At 56.9% G+C, this 24,217-nt stretch carries 21 protein-coding genes; 10 read left to right on the top strand and 11 right to left on the bottom strand.

Annotation, left to right across the window (positions count from 1 at the left end):
- The first annotated feature begins 66 nt into the window (after positions 1-66).
- Entirely contained in the window at positions 67-3,513 is a 3,447-nt protein-coding gene (locus ACYASS_RS03050) for a dermonecrotic toxin domain-containing protein (RefSeq protein WP_463585033.1), read from the top strand.
- On the opposite strand, the gene ACYASS_RS03055 is transcribed toward ACYASS_RS03050, so the two are convergent.
- Entirely contained in the window at positions 3,510-4,313 is an 804-nt protein-coding gene (locus tag ACYASS_RS03055; protein WP_463585034.1) for a SirB1 family protein, read from the bottom strand. The two genes, ACYASS_RS03050 and ACYASS_RS03055, sit on opposite strands and share 4 nt — an antisense overlap.
- Positions 4,314-4,486: 173 nt before the next feature.
- On the opposite strand from ACYASS_RS03055, the gene ACYASS_RS03060 reads away from it, so the two are divergent.
- Positions 4,487-5,518, top strand: a complete 1,032-nt coding sequence (locus tag ACYASS_RS03060) for a Leu/Phe/Val dehydrogenase (protein ID WP_243245575.1) — start codon at positions 4,487-4,489, stop codon at positions 5,516-5,518.
- A gap of 251 nt (positions 5,519-5,769) precedes the next feature.
- Here the strand turns inward: ACYASS_RS03060 and ACYASS_RS03065 are convergent, their stop codons facing one another.
- The 3 genes from ACYASS_RS03065 to ACYASS_RS03075 all read right to left on the bottom strand — a co-directional run bounded on the left by ACYASS_RS03065 (position 5,770) and on the right by ACYASS_RS03075 (position 7,816).
- On the bottom strand, positions 5,770-6,702 hold the full coding sequence (locus ACYASS_RS03065) for a FecR family protein (RefSeq protein ID WP_463585035.1): 933 nt from the start codon (positions 6,700-6,702) through the stop codon (positions 5,770-5,772).
- On the bottom strand, positions 6,695-7,270 hold the full coding sequence (locus ACYASS_RS03070; protein WP_463585036.1) for a sigma-70 family RNA polymerase sigma factor: 576 nt from the start codon (positions 7,268-7,270) through the stop codon (positions 6,695-6,697). The genes ACYASS_RS03065 and ACYASS_RS03070 overlap by 8 nt, the downstream gene beginning before the upstream one ends.
- Before the next feature lie 291 nt (positions 7,271-7,561).
- Positions 7,562-7,816, bottom strand: a complete 255-nt coding sequence (locus ACYASS_RS03075; protein WP_095102175.1) for a YebG family protein — start codon at positions 7,814-7,816, stop codon at positions 7,562-7,564.
- Between the two features lie 341 nt (positions 7,817-8,157).
- On the opposite strand from ACYASS_RS03075, the gene ACYASS_RS03080 reads away from it, so the two are divergent.
- Positions 8,158-8,607, top strand: coding sequence for a phosphate-starvation-inducible protein PsiE (locus tag ACYASS_RS03080; protein ID WP_243245571.1), 450 nt, complete (start codon positions 8,158-8,160; stop codon positions 8,605-8,607).
- Positions 8,608-8,846: 239 nt separating this feature from the next.
- On the opposite strand, the gene ACYASS_RS03085 is transcribed toward ACYASS_RS03080, so the two are convergent.
- Positions 8,847-9,182: a DUF3509 domain-containing protein gene (locus ACYASS_RS03085; RefSeq protein ID WP_463585037.1), complete on the bottom strand. Its 336-nt coding sequence runs from the start codon at positions 9,180-9,182 to the stop codon at positions 8,847-8,849.
- Between the two features lie 167 nt (positions 9,183-9,349).
- On the opposite strand from ACYASS_RS03085, the gene ACYASS_RS03090 reads away from it, so the two are divergent.
- Both ACYASS_RS03090 and ACYASS_RS03095 read left to right on the top strand, forming a co-directional pair.
- Positions 9,350-9,895, top strand: a complete 546-nt coding sequence (locus ACYASS_RS03090; protein WP_122662184.1) for a sigma-70 family RNA polymerase sigma factor — start codon at positions 9,350-9,352, stop codon at positions 9,893-9,895.
- Positions 9,892-10,854, top strand: coding sequence for a FecR domain-containing protein (locus ACYASS_RS03095; protein WP_463585038.1), 963 nt, complete (start codon positions 9,892-9,894; stop codon positions 10,852-10,854). Before ACYASS_RS03090 ends, ACYASS_RS03095 begins: the two co-directional genes overlap by 4 nt.
- A gap of 100 nt (positions 10,855-10,954) precedes the next feature.
- On the opposite strand, the gene ACYASS_RS03100 is transcribed toward ACYASS_RS03095, so the two are convergent.
- Positions 10,955-11,383: an HPF/RaiA family ribosome-associated protein gene (locus tag ACYASS_RS03100; RefSeq protein ID WP_122662180.1), complete on the bottom strand. Its 429-nt coding sequence runs from the start codon at positions 11,381-11,383 to the stop codon at positions 10,955-10,957.
- 249 nt (positions 11,384-11,632) lie between these two features.
- On the opposite strand from ACYASS_RS03100, the gene ACYASS_RS03105 reads away from it, so the two are divergent.
- Entirely contained in the window at positions 11,633-14,125 is a 2,493-nt protein-coding gene (locus ACYASS_RS03105) for a TonB-dependent siderophore receptor (RefSeq protein WP_463585039.1), read from the top strand.
- 183 nt (positions 14,126-14,308) lie between these two features.
- Here the strand turns inward: ACYASS_RS03105 and fecA are convergent, their stop codons facing one another.
- From fecA to ACYASS_RS03120, 3 genes are all read right to left on the bottom strand, one after another.
- Entirely contained in the window at positions 14,309-16,663 is a 2,355-nt protein-coding gene (gene fecA, locus ACYASS_RS03110; RefSeq protein WP_463585040.1) for a TonB-dependent Fe(3+) dicitrate receptor FecA, read from the bottom strand.
- A 315-nt stretch (positions 16,664-16,978) separates the two neighbouring features.
- Positions 16,979-17,956 carry a FecR domain-containing protein gene (locus tag ACYASS_RS03115; RefSeq protein ID WP_463585041.1) on the bottom strand — a complete coding sequence of 326 codons (978 nt, stop codon included), beginning with the start codon at positions 17,954-17,956 and terminating at the stop codon, positions 16,979-16,981.
- Positions 17,953-18,456 (bottom strand): sigma-70 family RNA polymerase sigma factor, encoded by a 504-nt coding sequence (locus ACYASS_RS03120; RefSeq protein ID WP_122662172.1) that lies wholly within the window; start codon positions 18,454-18,456, stop codon positions 17,953-17,955. Before ACYASS_RS03120 ends, ACYASS_RS03115 begins: the two co-directional genes overlap by 4 nt.
- 208 nt (positions 18,457-18,664) lie before the next feature.
- Between ACYASS_RS03120 and ACYASS_RS03125 the strand changes: the two genes are divergently transcribed.
- Genes ACYASS_RS03125 through ACYASS_RS03135 form a run of 3 tightly spaced genes read left to right on the top strand, consistent with a single transcriptional unit; the run spans position 18,665 to position 20,918 of the window.
- A complete protein-coding gene (locus tag ACYASS_RS03125) occupies positions 18,665-19,009 on the top strand; it encodes a DUF3649 domain-containing protein (RefSeq protein ID WP_463585042.1) in 345 nt (114 codons plus the stop codon).
- Positions 19,006-20,586 carry a PepSY-associated TM helix domain-containing protein gene (locus ACYASS_RS03130; RefSeq protein WP_463585043.1) on the top strand — a complete coding sequence of 527 codons (1,581 nt, stop codon included), beginning with the start codon at positions 19,006-19,008 and terminating at the stop codon, positions 20,584-20,586. Before ACYASS_RS03125 ends, ACYASS_RS03130 begins: the two co-directional genes overlap by 4 nt.
- The gene (locus tag ACYASS_RS03135; protein WP_463585044.1) at positions 20,586-20,918 is read left to right on the top strand and encodes a DUF3325 domain-containing protein; all 333 of its coding nucleotides are present in this window, start codon (positions 20,586-20,588) and stop codon (positions 20,916-20,918) included. Before ACYASS_RS03130 ends, ACYASS_RS03135 begins: the two co-directional genes overlap by 1 nt.
- A gap of 113 nt (positions 20,919-21,031) precedes the next feature.
- Here ACYASS_RS03135 and ACYASS_RS03140 read toward each other — a convergent pair whose 3' ends face one another.
- A complete protein-coding gene (locus ACYASS_RS03140) occupies positions 21,032-21,928 on the bottom strand; it encodes a helix-turn-helix domain-containing protein (protein ID WP_463585045.1) in 897 nt (298 codons plus the stop codon).
- A gap of 121 nt (positions 21,929-22,049) precedes the next feature.
- Here ACYASS_RS03140 and ACYASS_RS03145 point away from each other — a divergent pair, with 121 nt between their 5' ends.
- Entirely contained in the window at positions 22,050-22,949 is a 900-nt protein-coding gene (locus tag ACYASS_RS03145; RefSeq protein WP_463585046.1) for a DMT family transporter, read from the top strand.
- Positions 22,950-23,061: 112 nt separating this feature from the next.
- On the opposite strand, the gene ACYASS_RS03150 is transcribed toward ACYASS_RS03145, so the two are convergent.
- Positions 23,062-24,036 carry a 2-hydroxyacid dehydrogenase gene (locus ACYASS_RS03150; protein ID WP_243245560.1) on the bottom strand — a complete coding sequence of 325 codons (975 nt, stop codon included), beginning with the start codon at positions 24,034-24,036 and terminating at the stop codon, positions 23,062-23,064.
- Positions 24,037-24,217: the final 181 nt, after the last annotated feature.

Raw genomic sequence — 24,217 nt, forward strand, 5'->3', positions numbered from 1 at the left:
CGGCTCACGTGTTCTTTCATCTGGCTGGATGCCTTATGGACGTGACCGCATTATTGGAGCTTTACCATGAATGATCTTTCTGTAGCGTCGCGCTTCACGTCCCCTGCTTATGTTTCTCACTCCTCGCAGATATCGCGGCCACTGGCCCGGCTTTGCGACGCCTCAGCCCAGGCAGCCGAATTACTCTCTTCCATGCCGAGCCTGCGTCAAGCGGCACGGAGCCTCATAAGCGCGGCTCTGCTCAGGGCCGGAGTCGATTACAACCCCGATATCCTGTTCCTCAATCATCGAAATCCGGAGGGAGAGTTATTGAGTTCGGTCTCTCTCACAGACGCGATGATTCAGACGCTTACTGACGGCGTTGATACCTTTGGCGGTGATTTCGTTGCGGTCTATACGCGCCATGACACTGCTAATGAGGCGTTTCTGGCAAGGCAAACCGATGGAGAGGGACTTAAAGCGATATTCGCTTATACCAGTGAGCGTTTGTCTGACCACTACCTGGATTTGCTGGATGAGTTCTGGTCACAGGACATAAAAAATCCGGACTCTACCGGACGGCTTATTACCCGTCAGAAGCGTTGGGCTTCCCTGCAGGGCAAAGCCTTTTTCAGTGAGATGGAAATAAGTCACCTGAACGGAAATCTGGATGAGCAGGACAAGGCCCGTCTGGAGTGGATACTTGACCAGCCTGTAGAGGAAGGCCTGTACAGAGTTTCGTTGCTCGCGCAGGATCGTACGCCTGCCCTGTTGCACAGTACCTTTGTTATCAGCCTGACGTCTCGGGCTGGCGAAATACTGAGTCCGGCAAGTAGCACAGGGCCGGTGTTGTTGCTGACAGCCATGCACGGCGTAGAAAAATTTAGCTCGCTTTCATCGCTCAATGAAAAGCTTCACAAACGACTTTCCGACTCAGGAGAGCGCAGCGCATTGCTCGCAGACCTCTTGTTGTCACAAGTTGACCTGTTTTCGGAGGCCTCTGACATTGAAATTCAGTACAGCCTGGCTTCCGATGACCTGACACGCAACCTGGTAAAGGCGATGCGTGCCAAGCAAATGGATGATTTCCACTTCTTGATTAAAAACGCCGCAGGCAAAGGTGTTTCGAGTTTTCTGAGCGCCGTACACATGTCTCAGATCTTCGCCCCCTTCGACGAGGCACGGCGGCAGAGTTTTCACTTGCACATGCAGCGCCTGCAAGCCCTGAGCACTCCCCTTTGGTTGAAGCACGCCAGTGATCATGAAAAGGCTGGCTATGAAGTGTTCGCCAGGGAATACCGTGACCGTGCTGACGCTGCAAGTCAGTTGTTGGCCGGCCTGGAGTCGCTGGAGGACTATGCGTTATTAAAAATTGATGACTATATCCGCCAGCATTTGGGTTACCGCGTGGACCCCCGAAAAGTATTTATTATTGTGAAAGATAGATGGTCCTCCCCAGCAGGGGACCTGATGCCGTTCTATCGGAAGTCACTGTTTGAATATGCGCTGAATGGCCTGCCGTTGATTGCCGTCGAAGCGGACGCCCGCGTAGAGCTGCCCCGGGGCAGCAATCACCCAAGGTTCACCTTTGAGTTCGTTAAAGAGTTGGTGGCTGATCTGGACTTACGCCATCAGTACCGGCACGAACTTGAAGCCCGTTATCGTCAACCTGATACCCAGCGGGCGCTATTGCATCAACGCGACAGTGCATTGGCGCTGAGCACCTGGGCCGCAAAACTGCAGCACCATATTTCGGAAAAGGGTGTGGACCTGGTCTGGGCGTTGCGAGCGGATCGTCAACAGCAAGGCGCTACACGTAAAACCGGAGCCCTGGAAGTCGGTGGTGTGGGCAATCAGTTGCGCGATGTCATTGTGTTTAGCGAAGAAACCGACACTGATCAGCACTACGTGCTTTACGCTCCCGGTGCGCCTGGCGGACGCGATATTTTCGAGTTTGGCAGTTGGCTCCAGCTGTACCATGAAGTGGCGTTATGGTCGGCAAAGCCAAGTGGCAGGGATTACCTCATCGCGCAATCCCTGCAAGCTTATCGGGACGCCACTGCTGCATTCATGCAAGCGGTCATTCTGAAACCTACCTCCTGGAAGCCAGAATATGTGCGTAGGGTTGCCAGCCAGGAATCAAACTTTCAGGACAGTATGTCCGCCTTGATAAACACCCAAATCGACTATCAACTGGCCGATTTACCGAGGGTAGTCGGAGGCGAGCGGAACACTTCTACCTATAAATATCGCCGACAACTGGCGTTATGCGAGGCCCGCATTCAGTTTTTGCAAAAGAGCTACAAGAACAGCATGCAGCTTATCTCTTATCGCCACTTCGCCCGACTCTCGGGAGAGATTTACATCTCGAATGTGTTGAAAAGAAAGGGTGTCGATCTGGTCGTCAACACGGACACGGTGTATTTCGATTTGCATAGCCGCACTCGAAGGCTTCAACCAGATTTCGGTCCTCATACCGATCTGGTCTCCCTCACGCAGTTACTCATGAATGATTTTATCTACAACCTGGACGAGCGAGCTCCCATGTACTCATCCACGGGGGAGGATCTGTCTGAACTCTCCATGCCGGTTATAAAAGAAGTGCTTGCCGCGCCGCTGGGCGAAAGATACATCGGGATACTCAAGGAGGAATATCACGACCGTCAGCATCCCGATCATGCGAAGAGGAGGGCGCTATTTGCTCAACGCAGCTTTTTTGAAATGCGCCGGGACGTACTGATCACCTATCTGGAGAATGGATTTACCGAGGCGCAGTACCAATGGGCTATCAACCTGCTTGCCACGGTATATCCGGATCACCCCGACAGTTCACGGGATCGTGAGCGGGGTGCGGGTAACAGTTCGCTTAACCAGTTGTACCTCAACGGTCGCTTGATCGAGGGGGTGTACGTTTTCAAACACAATGGCACTGATGAGGCCGATTACAATCTGATTTATACGCCTAACGCGCCCGATGGCATTTGCTTCAGAAATTACGCGGTATTTACGTCAACGCTGACTGTGCCGGGGATGGATACCTATTATTACAACCGGGTCAGCTACAAGAACCAACCCGCTGTCGGCACGCTCTTTTCGCAACTGCTGAGAAACCCGCAACAGGCATTGAAGTCGCTGACCTTTAATACAAATGACAGGGTCCGTGACTTGCAGGTTCTGCATGACGCCATGATCAAACGCATGATTGAGGACGTTGATGAGCAGTCACTCAGCAAATCCGAGACCTTCGCTGAGAACCTCTACACACTGGTGAAGTGGACTGGCACGATTCTGCTGCTTCCATTCCCGCCTGCTGCGCTGGCCTGGGGGCTACTCAATACTTCCATTAACCTTGCCCGGGGATACCTGGCTTATCTTGATGGAGATCGGGCCGCAGCCAGTCCATATTATGTGTGGGGCGTGATTGGTTTAGTGCTTGGCGCTTCTGGTGCAAAAGACCTCGCACAATCGACCACGGGCATGGGGTTGAAGGCGCTGAGTTGGGCTGTGCGCAAATCACATCCCGATTTCGCCTAATGAATTGCTCTCCCGTGGGGTAACTGACCCAGCCGTTCGGTGAGTCGTAAGCGCTGTACCGTGTCGTCACTCAGCATCAGCGCGTGCTCCAGGTCGTAACGCTCGGCCTGCGGGCATTCCAGGCTTCGATACAGGCTTGCGCGGGCCAGGTAATCAGCGGTGGTTGCCGGGCCCAGCTCCATGACACGGTTGGCGTCCTTGAGGGCGGCCAGGAAATCATCGTTGATTTGATGCAGATGACGCAGGTTACGCGACATGCGTTGCAGAATGTTGATATCGGTTGCTCGCGCCATGTGTTCGGCGCGCAGTTGCATCTCTGGGCCGAATTGCCGGGCCAACAGCTCACGACAGTCCTTGGGGTAAAGCCTGCGCCCGCCGCAGGGGTCCAGCAGGTGGTCAGCACCCGGGACGCGTACCAGAAAGTGGCCGGGGAAGTTCACGCCTTCAAGTTTGATCTCCAGGCGCCTGGCCAACTCCATGGCGACTAACGCCAAGCCTAGAGGCTGACCTCGACGACGTTCCACGACTTTATGCAGCAGCGCTGACTGGGGCTTTGGCGGGTTCCAGTCATCCTGAGCGAAGCCCAGCGTATTGAGTTGCCGCAGTAATGGCTGTGCCAGTTCGGATACAGGTAAGGCCGGTAGAGCTGCCCTTGTCTGGCGCAACAGATCGTCCATGAAACCTTGCATCAGTTCGGGTGTGAACGGCTGATCATGCTCGGCGGATATCCACAGCGCGGCTTCGAAAACATCGCACGGTTCTTGTTGCAGGCAGGCCAGGCAGTGTTGACGTGGTGTCATGTCGCTCTCCGAGCAGACCTTGGCAGTCATGACCTGTTTTAGACCCCCTGATGCCATTCGTCCAGTTACAAATAGGGCTGCCACGGTGTTTCCCGCCTATGTCCCGAGCGGTCCATCATTTTTTTTCGCAGCGCCTATACTCGCTTTAGAAAAAACACACCGGAGCACCGTTGATGTTCGCACTCATGCATACATCACGCGTCGAGTCGCTGCATCTGGTCGTCGACCGGGAAACCGGCCTCAAGGCAGTGATCGCGATCGATAATTGCCGTCGGGGGCCGGCGATGGGGGGCTGTCGCTATCTCTCCTATCCGGATGAAGAGAGCGCGATCGAGGATGCTATCCGCCTGGCCAGAACCATGAGCTACAAAGCAGTGCTTGCCGGCTTGCCGTTAGGGGGCGGAAAAGCAGTCATCATGCGACCTGCACACTTGCCCAGCCGTGCGGCTTTGTTTGAAGCGTTCGGGCGTTTTATCGAAAGTCTCAACGGGCGCTATATCACGGCCCTGGACAGTGGCACCTCCAGCGCCGATATGGACTGTATCGCGCTGCATACCCGGCATGTCACCAGCACCAGCGAATCAGGTGATCCTTCATCGCACACGGCTATGGGCGTTTATGCCGGGATTCGAACCACGGCGATGGCCCGGTTGGGGAGCGATAACCTCGAAGGTTTGCGGGTGGCGATACAGGGCTTGGGTAATGTGGGCTATGCGTTGGCGGAGCAACTGCATGCTGCCGGTGCCGACTTGTTGGTCAGCGATCTCGATCAAGGGCGTGTGCAACTGGCCATGGAGCAGTTCGGCGCTCATCCGATTGCGTGTGAAGCGTTGCTCAGCACACCGTGCGACATTCTTGCACCCTGCGGGGTTGGCAGTGTGCTCAATAGTCAGACGGTGGCTCAACTGCGCTGTGCTGCCGTGGCTGGCGGGGCCAGCAATCAGCTCAGCAGTTTGCAGGTGGCTGATCAACTGGAAGCGCGCGGCATTCTTTATGCTCCCGATTACGTGATCAATTCTGGCGGGCTTATTTACGTTGCCCTGCAGCACACAGGGGAAAGTCCCGGCACCATCACGGGACATCTTTCGCGCATTGGCCAACGATTGACCGAAGTGTATGCGCATGCCCAAGCCGAAAAACGTTCCCCCGCACGCGTGGCAGACATGTTGGCTGAACAGTTGTTGAAGGTGGGGGAGGGCGCGTGATTTGTATGCCACGAACCATGGCCATCATGCGCATTTCTGTAGGAGCTGCCGAAGGCTGCGAAGCATTAAGTGCTGACACGCCGCCATCGCAGCCTTCGGCAGCGCCTACAGGTTCAGTGTTTGCAGCGCTACATCAAGGCGCCGTGAACACCGGTAAGGTGACTGTACATTCAACAATTTGCATCGTCAGCTATACCGCCTCCACGGATAAACCCGGCCCCACGTTACTGTGCGAGGGATGATCGTAAGGCCTACTTCAACACCGTAAGCAGCGGCGAATACTGCTTTACTTGCGCGCCAACCGGTTTTGATAGCGCTTGTAGCGCCCGCTGCGTATCGCGCAAATCATAAAGCCCGGTTACCCGTTTTTGCCCCAGCGCATCGTCACCGATCACTATCCAGCCACGCTGATATTTGCGTAATTGCTCAACGACTTCGAGCACCGTGGCGTTCTCGAAGAACTGCTGGCCGCTGACCCAGTTGGCCACTTCGTCGGGTGCGACCATGCTTTGCTGAGCCCCGCCCTGGGCGGCATCAAGCCACAGTCGTTGGCCTGCGCCAAGACGGTATGGCGTACCGCTGGAGTTGACCCCGACGGCACCTTCCCGGACCTCGACTTTTATGCCGGCATCACTGCGTGCAACATCGAACGAGGTGCCCAGCACCCGGATGACTACGTTATCGGCATCGACCTCAAACGGCCGTCGTGCGTCATGCACCACATCAAACAGCGCTTCGCCGCTGCGCAAGGTGATCTGTCGGGTATCACCGCTGTAGCTCACATCCACTGCACTGCGCGCGGCCAACGTCAACTGGCTGCCGTCCGCCAATTGCACGACACGGGTTTCGCCTGTGCCGGTGTGATAGTCCGCCTGCCAGTCCGGATTGTTCAGCCATGCGGCGCCCAGAGCGATCACGCAGACGCAGGCCGCTGCAAGCATTGACCGGTTGCGGCGTGACGGCTTAAGTCGTGCGACTTCGGTTGGTTTCGGCCAGTGTGCGGCAGTGGACGGTTGCTCGATAGCTGACCAGGCGCGATTGACTTGCGCCCAGGCGGTGAGGTGCTCCGGGCTGGCGTTCAGCCAGTGATCGAACTCCTCGAAGCGCTCGGGTTCAGCCTGCAGATCCAGTAACCAGTCACTGGCCTGTTCCAGGCTGGCTGTGGAAGGCGTCAACTCATGCACGTGGGCGCTCCTTGCGTTGAGTCATCTGCGCTGACGGTTCAACTTCGATACTGGAGGCCAGCTGAACCACAGCGTCACGCACCAGGCGGTGGGTCATGGACAGCGAGATGTTCAGGTGGCTGGCGATTTGCTGCAGAGTATAACCACCCAGCCGATGCATCTCGACGGCGATGCGCATTTGTTCGGGTAGGTCAGCGAACGTCGCGGCGACCCGGCTGATGTCAGCCTGGTGCAAAAACTGTTGTTCGGGGGACTGCAGCTGACCGGGTTGCATCCACTGCGGCGGGCTCTGATGCTGTCGGCTCTCGCTGTTTTGTCGGCGCATGGCATCCAGGGCCAGATTGCGCACAATACGATAGAGATAAGCTGCAGGCTGTTCCAGAGCTGTGCTGGTCGGCTCGTTGAAACGCAAGAAGGCATCCTGCACGACATCCTCGGCGCTCGCGCGATCACCCAACACACCTTTGGCGTAGTTGATCAGCGCGGGACGATGGGCGAGATAGAGGCTAAGCCTGGCGGCTTGATCGGGCACGGCAAAACGCTCTGAAAAGCAAAGTTCGCCGCCCATGGCAGCCACCAAAAATGTGCTGGCGAGGCTAACATGGATGAGACTGCTTCTCAATTGCTTTGATGTTGACGCGCCATCTAATCGAACAAAGTCTTTCAGAGAAACCGCTATCGCTACCGGGCGTTACGCGTGAGTGGTTATCAAACAATGCAAATCACTGAATTGAAATGCACTTTATGTAGGAGTGAGCTTGCTCGCGATAGCACTTGGTCAGACGATAATTTTTCAACAGCTTTACTGCTATCGCGAGCAAGCTCACTCCTACAGATCCAGTGTTTGCTGCACTGCTATTCAGCCTTCCTGACCCAGCTCAGCCAGTGCACCCGCGTTGTTCTTGAACGCAGCGGCAAAGACGACACGGTTCTTGGCCATGAAGATACTGGTGTCTTCAGCCTGTTTTTCGGTGAGGCCCGGCACGTTCTTCATCAGAATCTCGGTCAGCGACTCTGCCAGTTCGAGCATCTGGTCGTGTGCATCGGCGAGTTTACGATCCACGAATGTAGTCTCCAAGTCGCGGGTACTGCGATATAGGGTTTCAACAGCCATGTCAGGCCTCGTAATCAGGTGCAGTATTGGAGGGGAACGCCCCCGGTGTGCGTGTGAAGCAGAGTAGATGAACCAGCCGATCTGCACGGCTGCATAATCGGTTAAGCTGATACTGGTTTTTTATACAGTGCCAAGCATAAGCCAATCGTTCTAAATTGAATAGTGGCTAACCCGCATCTTTTTTACTCTTCTTGTGTGCCTTGCGACAACCCGCCGCGCTCTTAAGTCTGGCAAATGGCCTCGTTCCTGCTTGAGAATCACGCACGGCAACGCTTCACGCACAAAGCGGCATTATGTTGACCTGGTAGTGTTGCTCAATTTTTGTACAGGATGAGTTAGAGATGTCAGAACTGAAATGGGCTGAAAAGCTACGCAAAACCCTTCACGACCAAGCGGATTCGCTTGGCAACCTGTGCGTAGAGGCTTTCCATTACCTGGCTCTTTTCGGGATTGGGGCGATCACTGCTTACGGTGCAATTTTGGCCTTCATAGAAATGATAGGTAAAGGCAGTGTCAGCGTTGATGACATTCTGCTGCTATTTATCTACCTCGAACTCGGGGCGATGGTAGGTATCTATTTCAAGACCAACCACATGCCCATCAGGTTCTTGATCTACGTGGCAATCACTGCCCTGACGCGGTTGTTGATCAGCGACGTTTCTCACCATGCTCCGCCAGATCTGGGGATCATCTACTTGTGTGGCGGGATTCTGCTGCTGGCGTTTGCGATTCTGGTGGTGCGATTTGCTTCGTCACGCTTTCCGTCGGTGAAGGACAAAACGGAAAGCTGAGCATTCGGTGGGGGGTGTATCGATGACTCTACGGTGGGAGCGAATTCATTCGCGAATGGGCCAGAGCAGGCTCAAGAGGTGTGTGTCGTATGAGAAGACCCCCTCGCGAATAAATTCGCTCCCACAGGGTTCTATAGAAAAGTACGAAATTATTCAGGCCCGCTGGAGGTTATCGACAGTCGGGCCTGAGGTGCTGTTGAAGTGAAGGATGCCGCCATCGAAACAGTGATGGCTCCGCATCAAATCCCCACCGACACGGTCGGGCGGGTAGCCATCAGGTTGGCCAGCTTCGAGGGCGGGGGCGCGAGGCGTTTCACGTCGCCGTCGGTCATGGCCGCCAGAATCTTGATTGCGCTATGACCTTCTTCGATCGCGATGCCGAATTGCACGCTTTCAATCAGTCGCTGCAAGCGCTTGGGATCATTGCGCTGGGCGGCACTGATCAAGCGTTTGGCAACCACGCCAGTCGAGTTGGACAACGTCAGCATGATGCTGCCGTCGAGGCCTTGAATGCTCAGGTTCACCCGATAGTCAGGATGGAAAGCATCGGTAATCTGCTGAAAAGGATTATCCATTTTCGGTACCTGCCAGTTGGGTCTGCATAAATTGACTGGGGGGTTGTCCCTTTAGTTCTCGACAATTAAGTGAATAATCGGAAAAAGATCCTGCGCTTGCCGTTGTTACAGAATGATGGCATCTTCCGCGTTAATGATAATTTTTCGTGTTTAAGAAGCATTGCCGCATGCGCGACATTCCTGCATCCGATGACGACTTGATCCATCGTCATCGGCAATTTACTGAGCTCTACAGCGACCATCACTCCTGGTTGCATGGATGGCTGCGTAAAAAACTGGGTTGCTCGCAGCGAGCGGCCGATCTTGCTCATGACGCTTTCATTCGTGTGTTGACGCTTGCCGAGCCGCAGAACCTCAAAGAGCCTCGTGCATTTTTGACGACTACTGCCACGCGTCTGCTGATCGATGGCGCCCGACGTCGCAAGATCGAACAGGCTTACCTGGACGCTCTTGCGCTGGGTGCTGACGAAGCCAATATTCCCAGCCCCGAAGCGATTCACAGCGCATTGCAGATACTCGAAAAAATCTCCCGGATGCTGGAAGGACTGCCCGCCAAGCCACGTGAAGCGTTTTTGCTCAACCGTCTGGACGGCTTGAGTTACAACGAAATCGCCACGGTATTGGGTGTGTCCGCCAGCATGGTCAAGCAGTACATGGCCAGCGTGCTGGTGCATTGCTATAAAACTCTGCACGGTTCGGGCCACTTGTCATGAATGCGGAGCACGAACCGTCGGAGTCGATGATCGGGCAGGCCGCGCAGTGGTTGGCGTTGCTGCATGATGACGCCGTCAGCAGCGCTGATCGGCAGGCATTCAACGCCTGGCGCCATGCCGATCCACGGCACGCACTGGCCTTTACCCGCATGCAGGCGGTAATGGGCAGTTTCGAACAATTGCCTGCCAAGCCCGCCAGAAAGGCATTGGGCAAGGTTTTTCCGCCCGCAAAAGGCAAGATTTCGCCGCGACCGTTGCAAGCCATTGCCTTGCTGGGCGTGCTGTTTTTTGGCTGGTTAAGTGTCAATGAGGCGCCGGTATGGCTGGCCGATGAACGCACTGAGACCGGAGAGCGGCGAGAGATATTGCTGACCGACGGTAGCGAGTTGCGGCTCAATAGCGGCTCTGCACTCGACGTGGAATTCGACGAACGGCAGCGTGTCATTGAGCTGTATCGCGGCGAAATGTGGGTGCAGGTGGCAAAAGACCAGCAGCGCCCATTCGTGGTCAAGACCAGTCAAGGCACCATAACGGCGCTGGGTACGCGCTTTGTGGTGCGTAAAGGGCAGGACGGTTCGGTTCAGGTCAGCGTGCTTGAATCGGCAGTCGCCGCCAATGCTGATCGGTTGACTGACGTTCGGGTTAACACGGGCCAGCGGGCCACGCTCAAGGATGGCGTTGTACAGGCACCTAACGCCATTGGTAACGACGACCCGGCTGCCTGGACTCGTGGCTTGCTCAAGGCGAATGACCGGCCACTCGGCGAAGTGCTGCAAGCGCTCGGAGCCTACCGGCGTGGCGTTTTGCAGTTCGATGAGCAGGCCATGCAGGGGATTCGGGTTTCCGGCGTATTCCGTCTGGACGACACCGACGCGGCCCTTGCCACACTGGCCGACAACCTGCCGATCAAGGTTGAGCACTTTACCCCGCTGTTCGTCAGAGTAAAGCCAGCCAATTAAGCGTTGTATACGCCTTTGGATATCGGAACGAAAAAGGGCGGGCCTGTTTAACAGGCCCGCCCTTTGTCCAGCGTCGTCAATTAGCTGAGGTCAGCGTAGTTCAACCCAGTTGAGCAACGCTTTTTTCCTGTTCCTTTTCCAGAAACTCTTCCTGCAACAGAGCGTCGGGGTTTTCCGATTCAATCGTAGTGTCGTCAACGATTGGGGCACCTGCGCGTTTTTTGCGCAATTTGCCGAATAAGTGTTCAAGAGCGTGATCAAGTTTTACCGCGGCACCATCCACTGCCTGATCCAGGGTGTCTGCCTTGTGAGTGACCGAGATAGGCTGGTGACCCTTTGGACGGGCTTCCATCTGGCAGCGCATGTCATGCGGGCCCGGCTTGTCACCGTTTTCATCGCGGATGTGGACTTCAATGCGAGTCAGATCCTCTTCGTAACGTTCGAGCGTGCTTTCTACAGTGGTACGGACCCACTCCTCCAGTCGGATACTGCTTTCGATGTGGTTATCGCAATTGACCTGGATTTGCATAGTTGTTCCCTTCTAAGGCTTGCTCTTGTGAGATCGGACGAGCTCCTTTTCAGGAGGTTCATTTTGTCTGGCCTCAATCACAGTGTTGGCGCTTATCGAGGAACAATTCAACCCCGGCGTGAAAGAAATATTTCGCGGCAAAAAAATAAGTCTCGTGTATTTGAATGAAAATCCATCTCATTCACTGTCTGTTTTTCTCCGGTGTGCGTCATGGCTAGGAGTACTTAATTTCCATGCCAAGGATTGTCCATGTCACGCGCTGTCCATTCTCTGCAACCACTGGCTTTGGCCGTCGTCATGGCGTTTGCCATCGCGCCGCTCCATGCTGCTGAAACCGTTTCGGCCTCGCAGGCCTCAGTACGAAATTTCTCGATACCGGCCGGTGATTTGAGCCAGGCGCTCAATAGCCTGGCCGAGCAGGCGAGTCTGGTGCTGGCCTTCGACCCGGCGCTGACCCGTGGCAAGAACAGCGCTGGCCTGCAGGGCGAATTCGATACCCAAGTCGCGCTGGCGCGTGTGCTTGCTGGCAGTGGTTTGCGGGCCACGGCGTTGTCGTCCAGTCGCTATCGCATCGAGGTTGCGCCCGAGTCGGTTGCGGGTGCGATGGAGTTGGGCGCTACAGATATCCAGGGGGCCTGGCGGGGCGAAACTGCCTCGGGACCGGTGTCCGGTTACGTGGCTACCCGCGGTCGTACCGGGACCAAGACCGACACGGCGTTGATTGAAACCCCGCAATCGATTTCGGTGGTGACCAAGGACCAGATGACCGCGCAAGGTGCCCAGAGCCTGAACCAGATCCTGCGCTACACGGCAGCGGTTGTGCCCGAAACGCGCGGTGCGACTGCCTCACGTCTGGACCAATTGAGTATCCGTGGCTTTTCGCCCGCGACTTATCTGGACGGCTTGCGCATGCCGGGCAGCCGCGATGCCTCCCCACAGAAAGACGCCTTCGACCTTGAGCGCGTTGAAGTTCTGCGTGGCCCGTCTTCAGTGCTGTACGGCCAGGCAAGCCCTAGCGGTGTGGTGAACATGGTCAGCAAGCTGCCGACCGAGACACCGTTTCATGAAATCGGCTTGACCTACGGCACCTTCAACAAGAAACGTACGACCTTCGATTTCGGTGGCCCGATCGATGATCAAGGGGTTTATTCATACCGTCTTTCCGGTTTGTACGACGATGCTGATGGCCAGGTCGAGCACACCGAAACCCGTCGTCAGTCCATCGCCGGTGCGTTCACCTGGCGGCCGAGTGAAGATACTTCGCTGACGTTGCTGGCCAATTATCAGGCTGATCCGAAGGGGGCATCCTACGGTGCGGTGCCGGCGTTTGGCTCGGTGCTGAGAAGCCCGACGGGTCGTGACATCGATGTCGATTTTTATGATGGCGAGAAGGATGTCGAGAAAAGCGACCGCAATTACCACTCCGTCGGTTACTTGTTCGAGCATCATCTGAACGATGTCTGGACGATTCGCCAGAACGCTCGATACATACGCAGTGAGGGTCTCTATCGCAGCGTTTACAACAGCGCTCTGCAAGCAGATTTCCGCACACTCAATCGCAGCGTCATCGCGACTGATGTGAATCTTGATTCCTACACGATCGATAACCAGGTGCAGGCTAAATTTGCCACGGGGCCTTTGCAGCACACTGTGTTATTTGGGGCTGATTATCAGAACACCAGCACTGATACCAAGGCATCCGGTTTTCCCGCGACCGCAACCCTGGATATCTTCGATCCTGTCTACGGCAGTGCCGTGACGACACCTCCTTATCTCACCGACGCCACAGGCCGCAGCCAGCAAAAGGGCCTCTATCTGCAAGAGCAGATGAAGTGGGACAAGTGGGTGTTCCTGGCCGGTGGCCGTTACGACTGGGCTGACAGCACCAACAGTTCGCAGAACATCGCCACCAAAGTTAAAACCAAAAGCTCAACTGAAGCCGAGGCGTTCACCGGGCGACTGGGGTTGGTTTATCTATTCGATAACGGCCTGGCCCCGTATATCAGCTATTCCGAATCTTTCGAGCCACAATCGGGTACCGGCCTGGGCAACAAGCCGTTTGACCCAACCGAAGGCACGCAATACGAACTGGGTATCAAGTACCAGCCACCCGGCAGCAACAGCTTCATTACGGCATCTGTATTCGATCTTCGTAGATCCAATGTGTTGACGCTGGATCCGGACATTACGCCTCGGTGTAACGGCAGCCGTTGTCAGGTACAGAGTGGCGAAGTGCAGTCGCGTGGTTTCGAGCTGGAAGGTAAAGCCAGCTTGAGTGACAACCTGGATATCACGGCGGCCTATGCCTATCTGGATAACCAGACGACGAAGTCGAACAACACCGTCAGAGTAACGCCTGGAAGTGGTCTCGCCAGTGGTGCAATCGAGTCTGCCGAAGGCAAGACCAGCATCGCCATTCCGCGTCATACCGCTTCGGCCTGGGTTGATTACACCTTCCGTGATGGTCAGATGAAAGGCTTCGGTGTCGGCGGCGGTGCACGCTACGTCGGGGCGACGTGGGGGGATGATGCCAACTCCTTGAAAGTGCCTGGCTACACGCTGTTTGACGCAGCCGCGCACTATGACATCCCGAGTTTGTACAACCCGATGGACAACCTGCGTCTGGCGCTGAACGTCACCAACCTGGCCGACAAGGAATACGTTGCGTCCTGTAGCGGTTACGGCTGGTGCTGGTACGGCTCGCAACGCACCGTACAGGCGAGTGCGACGTATCGCTGGTAAAAACGGACACTGAGCGCAACCCAACCATTGTGTGAGCCGGGTTTGGTCTGGGCGGCATTCCGACGATGCATGAGACGCAATCGTTCATCGCGAGCAAGCCCGGCTCCTACAGGGGGAATGCGATCACTGTGGGAGCGAGGCTTGGTCTGGGCGGCATTCCGACGATTCAGGCGACGCGGTGTATCAAAACGCCACAGACGTCTGCACATACACCGTGCGTGGTTCGCCGACGTATTTGCCTCGGTTGTTGTCGTCAAACGAGCGGGTGAAGTACTCGTGGTTGAAGATGTTCTTCACCCCGACCGCGACGTTCAAGTCAGATAGCTGCGGGCCAAAGTCGTAAGCAGCACGCGTGCTGAACAGCATGTAACCCGGGATCTTGCCAGCAGCGCCATTGGCTGTTTCTGTACGGGTGTTGGCGTTATCGGCGAATTGATCGCTCTGGTACGAACTGTCCAGATTCAGCTTCCACTGGCCTTCGGTATACGCCACGCCAAGGGTGCCTTTGTGTTTCGACGCAAACGGTACGCGGTTGCCTTTGTTCGGGCCGTCTTCGCGAATAGTGGCATCTACAAAGGCATAGGTGGCGTACACATCGAAGCCCGCCAGCGCAGGGTTCAGGCCAGCTAGCGCATAGTTGACGCTGGTCTCGATACCCTGATGACGGGTTTCACCACGGGCGATCACGCTGCTGTCGGTCTGGTTGGTCTCGTACTGGTTATCAAAGTTGATCAGGAATGCGCCGATCTCGGCACGCAGGTTGCCGTTGTCGTAGCGCGTACCCAATTCCCAGGTGCGGGCTTTCTCGGGTTTGACTTCGCCCCCGGCAATGCGGCTTGACATCTGGCTGTACTGCACGCTGCCGAACGAGCCTTCGGTGTTGGCATACAGGTTCCAGCTATCGGTCAGGTGATACAGCACGTTCAAAGCGGGCAGGGCGGTGTTGTAGTCGCCCTTGTATTTGAGGTTGTTGAAGTTATCGGACTGCGCCGTATCGATCCTTTCGTAGCGAATGCCCGGCGTGATGGTCCACTTGCCAATATCGATACGGTCATCAATGTAGATCGCATTGGCTTCAGTCGCGCCACGGGTATCGCGGTCGTAAGGGCTGCTGGTGGTCGGCAGCACATTGTTCACGGTGTTTTCGCGATAACGCAATTCGTGCCCGGCTTCGTTGATGTAGCGATAACCTACGCCGACTTCATGCCAGCTTTCGCCCAACGCAAACCCTTGAGAGAAGCGCGTCTCCAGGCCACGTACCCAATACTCGCGAGGCGACAGCGAAACGAAGTTGCCTTGCTCCAGATAGCCGCTGCGTAACGTCTTGGTGAAGAATGTATTGGCAGTGAAAACCCGTGCATCTTCTTCGTAGCGATAACCGAAGTTGACCATGGTACGACGGCCCCAGAACTTGTCCTTCAAGCGCGTCGACTGATAGGGATCTTCCTTGTAGGCGGCGACGTTCAGGCCGCCCGGCATATCCGCTTCGCCCTCGTAATACTGAGCCATGGCGTTAACGCTATTGGCATCGTCGATCTGGTATTTACCCTTGAGGATCAAGTCGTCGATCTGGGTATCGCTGTGCTCACGCCAGTCGCCGCCGCGCACGCCGGTGTACAGAATCGCACCTCCCAGACCATTGTCGGCCGTGCCACCCGCCAGCACGTTACCCGTGGTCTTGAAGCCGTCGTGGCTGGAGGAAGGGCTGGTTTCGGTCTGGAAACCGCCTTTGAGCGTTGGCTCATCGGGGATGGCGCGGGTCACGAAGTTGACGACCCCGCCGACGTTCTGCGGGCCGTAACGCACCGCACCGCCACCGCGGACCACGTCTACCGCATCCATGTTGCCCATGCTGATCGGCGCGAAGGACAGTTGCGGTTGACCATAAGGTGCGAAGGGCACCGGGATGCCGTCCATCAATACCGTCGAGCGCGATGCCAGACGTGGGTTGAGGCCACGAATGCCGAAGTTCAGTGCCATGTCATGGCTGCCTGTGCCATTGTTTTCCGGGGCATTGACGCCAGGGATGCGATTGAGCACTTCCCGTGCAGTGCTGGCGCCCATCCGCTCGATTTCTTCGCGGCGGATCACGTCACGCGCGCCTGGGTGCTCGAAGACGTCAGTTTGTTGCGCCTCGCCCAGCCAGTCTCCGACGACGGTCGACGCGCCCAGCTCAATCGGACCATTGGCCTGTGCGCTCACCGGCTGCAAGGTGAAGCCGTTCTGCCCATCGGGATTGGCTTGCAGGCCTGTTCCTTCGAGCAGCGCTGCCAAGCCTTGTTCAGGCGTGTATTGACCTTCCAGTCCACGGCTCTGCAAACCACTGGTGACTTGCGAGCCGAAAGAAATCAGCACGCCTGCTTCGCGCCCGAACTGATTCAGTGCGTTCTCAAGCGGGCTTGGGGCAATGTGATACGTCTTGCTGTCCGCATCAGCCGCATACACCAGCGGCACGCTGCACAGCGAAAGACCGGCACCAAATACGATATGCCGCAACGAGCGAGACAGGGGAGACAAACGGCTGGGGCGAACTGACATACAGGAGTCCTTGGGCGAGAGGATTAAGGTGCTTTCCCTGTCTGTCACGCGAGCTATCGAAAACGGCTCACCGGTTTTGAAAAATAATTATCAGTTTGCTGACTCGCCGCTTTCTTTCTGCAAAAGCTGGCCTCTGCAGGAGCGCCCCCGTCGTCCAGACAGCCGCGCTGTCGCGCAGCAAACACGGGCCCTGTAGGAGTGAGCTTGCTCGCGATAGCGTCAGGGCAGACGGTAATTTCTCAACCTATTTACCGTTAACGCTAGCAAGCACACTCCTACAGACGTCTCACTTCAAATCAGGCTGTGACCTGACGCTCAAACTCGCGCCTCAACACTCACCCAATACCGGGTAAACCGTTTGACGCGCACCGGCAATGCCACCTCCAGCAAGTCCAGAATCCGCTCGCTGTTGGCCAGTGGATAACTCCCTGAAATAAGCAGGTCAGCCACTTTCGCATCGCATTGCAGATGGCCGCGACGGTAGCGGCTCAGTTCGGCGAGGAAGTCCTGCAGACGCATGTGCGCTGCCACCAGCATGCCATCGGCCCAGGCGCCGCTGTTGGCGTCCAGCGCCTTTACCGGCCCCCATGCATTGCGGTTGAACACGACCTGCTGCGCGGCCTGTAACTGCAAGCCAGGGCCGGTGAACGTTGTCGGGTTCAACTGCACTGCGCCACTGAATACTGCCAACTGCGTTTTACCTTCGAGCTGGCGCACGTCGAAACGGCTTGCTGCCGATATCGGGTGAATGCTGCCCTCGGCCGTGGTCAGTTTCAGCGGCCGGGGATCGTCCGCGACGGTCAGCATGATTTCGCCTTGCAGCAGTTTGATAAGGCGCTGTTCGGCATCGAAACGCAGGTCAATGGCGCTCGCCGTGTTCAGGTGGATTTCGCTGCCGTCGTCGAGCGCGATCTTGCGCCGCTCGCCCACGCCGTTGTGGTAATCGGCGAGCAACGGTTGCAGCGAAAGCTGATCGCGCAAACCCCAGCCTGCTGCGGACCCCGCGCCCAGCAGTAAGAGCAATTTCAGCGCCTGGCGTCGGCTGCTGGACCTCGGTGCATTAATGGCGGCATGCGCCAATGGCGACGAAAGCCCGCTCAAGCGCTGATTGACCCGCTGGATATGTGCCCAGGCTCGTTGGTGCTCGGTATTGCTGTTCAACCACAACTGCCAGGCCTGCTGGCGTAGCGGAGCGAGGGCACCGCTCTGCATTTCGATCAGCCAGCTCACTGCCTGCTCGGCCACTGCTGGCGCGATGTCTGACTTGTTCAGGGATTCGTTGTTCGGATTCATAGTGCGAAGTAGCAGCGCAACAGCGCCTTGCTCAGATGCCGTTTGACCGTGGCGATGGAAATGCCCAGTTGTGTGGCGATTTCACCGTGGCTCAGGCCGTCGACTTGCGACAACAGGAACGCCTGCTTGACCGCAACAGGCAGGCCATCGAGCAACTGGTCCAGCTCCAGTAATGTTTCCAGAATGATCGCCCGCTCTTCCTCCGAAGGCGCGACACATTCCGGCATCTCTGCCAGCGTCTGGTAATAGGCGCGCTCAAGGTCCTGACGGCGGTAGTGGTTGAACAATACGCGCTTGGCGATGGTGGTCAGGAATGCTCTGGGTTCGATAATCTGCGGCGTATCGCGGGCCAGCAGGACTTTGACGAATGTATCCTGAGCCAGGTCTGCAGCGCTGTGCGGGCAGCCAAGCCGACGCCGCAACCAGCCCGTCAGCCAGTTGTGATGGGCGTGATACAGGCCTTCGACAGTTTCGTTGAGCGCGTATTGGGCGAGGGGCATGACTGCTGCAGTCCGCAATGAACCATTTAATTGCGCGGATTCTGGCAGACTCTTTTGCGTATGAGAATATTTATCATTAATATTGCGTTCTGTTCGTGCGGGACGTCAAAGAATGTCCTGCTCGATAGCCTCCCGATCAGGATATCCCCATGCCGATTCAACGCTCATGTTTCACTGGGCGCTGTCCTTTACTGACGATTGCTCATTGATGAACGACGCGACGATGGACGCTCCTCAAACCCGTAAACGAACGCCTAAAGCCAAAGCTGCCGGTGTCTCCCTGGCTTATCGGCTGGCGGTCGCTTCGCGTATCGTGGCCGCACTGTTTGGCGGTTATCTGATCGCGGCGTTGACCAGCGTGTGCATCACCCAATGGGTGCCGATGTCCCGCGCCGATGCGGTTGTCACCGGCATGATGCTGTCATTTGTGGCCTATCTGTTGGCGGTGATCTGGTGCTTTGCGTGCCGTACGGCATGGCGGGCATGGGCAGGCATCCTGCTGCCTGCGGCCATTCTGGCGGTTGTTTTCGGTCTGGGACGGTGGTTGTCATGAAGGAAGGTTTTCGTCAGGCAATGGCCTGGCTGCACACCTGGATCGGACTGGTATTCGGCTGGCTGTTGTTCGCGATATTCCTGACCGGAACAATGTCCTACTTCAAGGACGAAATTAACCGCTGGACTCATCCGGAAATCCCGGCTCGGGTGGTCGACACCGAGGCCAGTGTCGATCGGGCCCAGGCTTATCTGCAGCAACACGCGGCGAATGCCACGCGCTGGTTTATCGATCTACCCGATGAGCGCAAGCCTGCCTTGGGGCTGATGTGGCAGACCGCAGAACAAGAGGGCAAGCGTGGCGCGTTCATGCGCAAGAGCCTGGATCCGCAAACCGGCGAAGAAATCCAGACGCGCAGCAGCATGGGCGGAGAGTTTTTCTACCGGTTCCACTTCCAGCTACAAATGCCGCATCCCTGGGGTCGCTGGTTGTCGACCATTGCCGCCATGTTGATGTTCATTGCGCTGATCACCGGGATCATCACCCACAAGAAAATCTTCAAGGAGTTCTTCACCTTTCGGCCGCGCAAAGGTCAACGCTCCTGGCTGGACGGGCATAACGCAATTGGTGTTCTGGCGCTGCCATTTCATCTGATGATTACCTACAGCAGCCTGGTGATCTTCATGTCGCTGGTCATGCCTGCCAGTATCGTTGCCTCTTATGGCAAGGACACCCAGGCGTTTTTTGCTGATGTTTTTCCGAATACCAACACTAGTAAGGCAACCGGCACGGCTGCGGCCCTTGCACCTCTTGCGCCGATCGTGCGGGCGGCTGGGCAGCAGTGGCCGGACAAAGAGGTGGGTCGCCTGGTGGTCTATAACCCGGGTGATGCAGCGGCAACGGTCGTGGTGTCGCCCGGTGCTGGCAGCAGCGTCATTCATGATCCGGGTATTAACGTAGTGTTCAACGGGGTAAGTGGTGAGGTGCTGACGTTGCCAACTCAGCGTTCCGGACCATTGCTGGTGTCCGGCGCCATGTACGGGCTGCATCTGGGTGAGTTTGCCGGGCCATTGTTGCGCTGGCTGTATTTCGTATTTGGTATTGCCGGGACGGCCATGATCGGCACCGGGTTGGTGATGTGGCTGGCCAAGCGTCAGGTCAAACACGCCAAGGCCGGCGTTTTGCCTTTTGAGCTGCGACTGGTGGAAGTGCTCAACATCGCAGGCATGGCCGGGTTGATGCTTGCCGTTGCTGCATTCTTCTGGGGTAATCGCTTGCTCCCGGTCGGGCTGGCCGAGCGCAGTGATTGGGAGATCAATCTGTTCTTCAGTGTCTGGGGCCTTTCAGTGTTTCATGCGTTGCTGCGCAAAGGCCGTCAGGCGTGGCGCGAGCAGTTGATGTTGGGTGCGGTGTTATTTGTCGGTCTGCCGCTGCTGGACATCGTTACCAGCGGCCACTACTTGCTCGCTTCAGTGCAGAAGCATGATTGGGTATTGATTGGTTTTGATCTGACAGTGTTGTTTACCGGGCTCTTCATGGCTTGGGGCGCCAGAAAATTCCGCCCGTTGCGGCCGATAGCAACGGCTACGGTTGAAAGACATTCACCGTCGGCCCGACTTGAAAGCGAGGTTCACTGATGTTGCTGGCGACATTGCTGTGTTACGTGGGCTTCACGGCGCTCTGCCTGTCCATGACCAAACACTACGGTGAATTGCTGCACGGCAAGCTCAGCCCTGCTCGCAGCCGTTTGTTAAAGAGCATTGGCTGGTTGTGCCTGTTGCTCTCGCTGTGGGCGGCGATGGCTTCCACACCCTCGGGTATGGGCGTGGTGCAATGGTTTGCGGCGTTGATGGCCAGTGCGCTGTTGCTGGTGTTCCTTATCCCGTTTCTGCCACGACTGGTGTTGGTGCTCGCGGCGGCAGTGGTGTTGGTCGGGCCGCTGATTTTTATTAATCAGATGCTGGCGTGATGTTGCACTGTCGCGCTGTAACACTACCCTGTAGGAGCGAGCTTGCTCGCGATAGCGTCATCTCGGGTGATGTATTCATCGCCTGACAGACCGAATCGCGAGCAAGCTCACTCCTACAGGGAGCAGGCGAAATGTTTCCCGGAAAACGCCAACCGGTATTCCCCCGGCGTAGCCCCCATCGCTTGCCGGAAGCGGTTGTTGAAATGGCTGGCACTGGCAAAGCCGCATTCCAGCGCTATCGTTCCAAATGCCATGTGCGTAGTGCGCAGCAACTGGCGAGCGTGGTTCAGGCGCCGGGCAAGCAGGTATTGATGGGGCGGCAAACCGAAGCTTTCGCGGAACATCCTTGCGAAGTGATATTCAGACAGTGCGCACAGCCCGGCCAGTTGCCCAAGGCTCAGTGGTTCGGCGAGGTGAGTTTCGATGAACTCCACCAGATGTCGACGCTGATGCGCTGCCAGGCCGCCTTTCAAACGCAAACCGTCCCGCATGCCGACCTGATCAAACAGCGCGCGGCTGAGCATTTCGTGGGCCATGCTGCTGGTCAGCAAGCGTTCGCCGGGCTCATTCCAGTTCATCTGGATCAACTGACGAAAGCGCAGGGCCTGCTCCGGGTCATCGTGAAACGTGTTCTCCCGTAATTGCAGCTCACGAGGCTCGCGGTCCAATAGAGTGATGCAGCCCAGGGCGAACTGTTCCGGGCTGATGTAAAGGTGCGCCAGACGAATTTCGCCGTTGATCACCCACGCTGACTCATGCCCGGCGGGCAGGGTGCACAGTTTGTCGGGGCTACCTTTCTGGTCAGGCCGATCGCGACGAAACGTGCCCGTGCCGCCGTCGATGTAGCACGACAGCGTGTGATGGCTGGGGCCGTGATACTCCTGCGAGTCGTGACGGTTGTTCCATAACGCTGCGACCAAACCATCGCCCAGCACCGCGCTCTGCTCCAGTTGAGCATGGGGTGAGCTGTTCAGGGCCTGAAAGACCTGGATGGATTCGATGGCTGGCATGGCTCGCATCCTACGCCTTACAGCACTCTCTGCCAGCCACCGCTGAAGCAAATGCGCAAGATTATGCAAATGACCGGCTCATGCTCGCCGCAGACTGATGCCTCACATTGGGAGTCGCGTCATGAACATTTCGCTTTATTTGCTTACCGTCCTGATCTGGGGCACCACCTGGATCGCGTTGAAGTTGCAGCTCGGCGAGGTGGCAATTGCGGTTTCCATCGTTTACAGATTCGGTCTCGCGGCGGTGGTGTTGTTTGCGATGCTGTTGCTCAGCGGCAAGCTGCAGAAGGTCAACCAGCGCGGGCACATGCTTTGCGTTGCACAGGGACTGTGTCTGTTCTGCATCAACTTCATGTGTTTCCTGACCGCCAGCCAGTGGATCCCCAGCGGACTGATCGCCGTGGTGTTCTCCACTGCGACCCTGTGGAATGCACTCAATGCGCGGGTGTTCTTCAAACAGAAAATCGCCCGCAATGTGCTGGCAGGCGGCGCTCTGGGGCTGATCGGTCTGGGCTGTCTGTTCTGGCCTGAACTGTCCGGGCACAGCGCCAGCCAAGAGACACTGATGGGGCTGGGCCTCGCTTTACTGGGCACCATGTGTTTCTCGGCGGGCAATATGTTGTCGAGCATGCAGCAGAAAGCCGGTCTACGCCCGATGACTACAAATGCCTGGGGCATGTTTTATGGCGCCAGTATGCTCAGCCTGTATTGCTTGCTCAGTGGCACGCCGTTCGGGTTTGAGTGGACGACCCGTTATGTCAGTTCGTTGCTGTATCTAGTCATTCCAGGCTCGGTGATCGGCTTCACCGCCTACCTGACTCTGGTCGGCCGCATGGGCCCGGAGCGTGCAGCGTATTGCACGGTGCTGTTCCCGGTGGTGGCGCTGAACATCTCGGCTTTCGCCGAAGGCTACCAATGGACTGCACCCGCATTGATGGGGCTGGTGTTGGTGATGCTGGGCAATGTGCTGGTGTTCAGGAAGCCCAAGGGGGTGGTGCCGGCGGGGGCGAAGCTGGCTTGAGTCGGCGGGGTCAGCTAATACGCCATCGCGAGCAAGCTCACTCCTACAGATTCACATACCTCTGTAGGAGTGAGCTTGCTCGCGATAGCGATGTTTCAAACGCCGATAAAATTCAACCCTTCCACACCTGCGGATTCACCAGGTTCTTCGGCTTCTCACCCAGCAACGCGGCGCGCAGGTTGGTGTAGGCAAGATCCGCCATGGCCTGTCGGGTTTCCGTGGTGGCCGAGCCGATGTGTGGCAGGGTTACGGCGTTTTTCAGGCTGAACAGCGGCGACTCGCTCAGTGGTTCTTTCTCGTAGACATCCAGCCCTGCACCGCGAATGGTGCCGTTCTGCAAGGCCTCGATCAGCGCTGCTTCGTCGACGATAGGGCCACGGGCGATGTTGATCAGAATTGCGCTGGACTTCATCAAGCCCAGTTCACGGCTGCTGATCAGGTGTTTGGTCTTCTCGCTCAACGGCACCACCAGGCAGACGAAGTCCGACTCGGCAAGCAGTTGATCCAGGCTGCGAAATTGCGCGCCCAGTTCCTGCTCCAGCTCGGTCTTGCGGCTGTTGCCGCTGTACAGGATCGGCATGTTGAAACCCAGACGACCACGACGCGCAACCGCTGCGCCAATGTTGCCCATACCGACGATGCCCAACGTCTTGCCGTGAACATCCGTGCCGAATTGCGCGGCTTCAACGCTGCGCTTCCACTGACCGGCCTTGGTCCAGGCGTCCAGTTCTGCAACCCGACGGGCGCTGCTCATGATCAGGGAAAAGCCCAGGTCAGCGGTGCTTTCAGTCAGCACATCCGGAGTATTGGTGAGCATGATGCCGCGCTCGTTGAAGTAGCTGACGTCGTAGTTGTCGTAACCGACGGAAATGCTCGACACCACCTCCAGCTGAGTGGCCGCTGCCAGCTGTTCGCGCCCTAGCTGTCGACCTGCGCCGATCATGCCGTGGCACTTGGGCAGCGCGTCATTGAACTGCGCATTCAGATCGCCGAGCTTCGGGTCGGGCACGATCACGTTGAAATCCTGTTCCAGCCGTTCGGCCATTTCGGGGGATACACGGCTGAAGGCAAGTACGGTCTTTTTCATGGGGTAGCTACTCTCGCACGCTTTTTATAAAGGGTTACAGATGAGTAGCACGCTAACATTCCCGTCATCGAGCCGTAAACACCGGCTGTAGGAGCTGACGAGCAGCGGGGGGGGGGGGGGGGGGGGGGGGGGGTTATAAAACAAAACAGCACCCCCCCGGGCGGGCACGGAGAAAACAAAA

The organism is Pseudomonas sp. HP_14, from assembly GCF_055283875.1.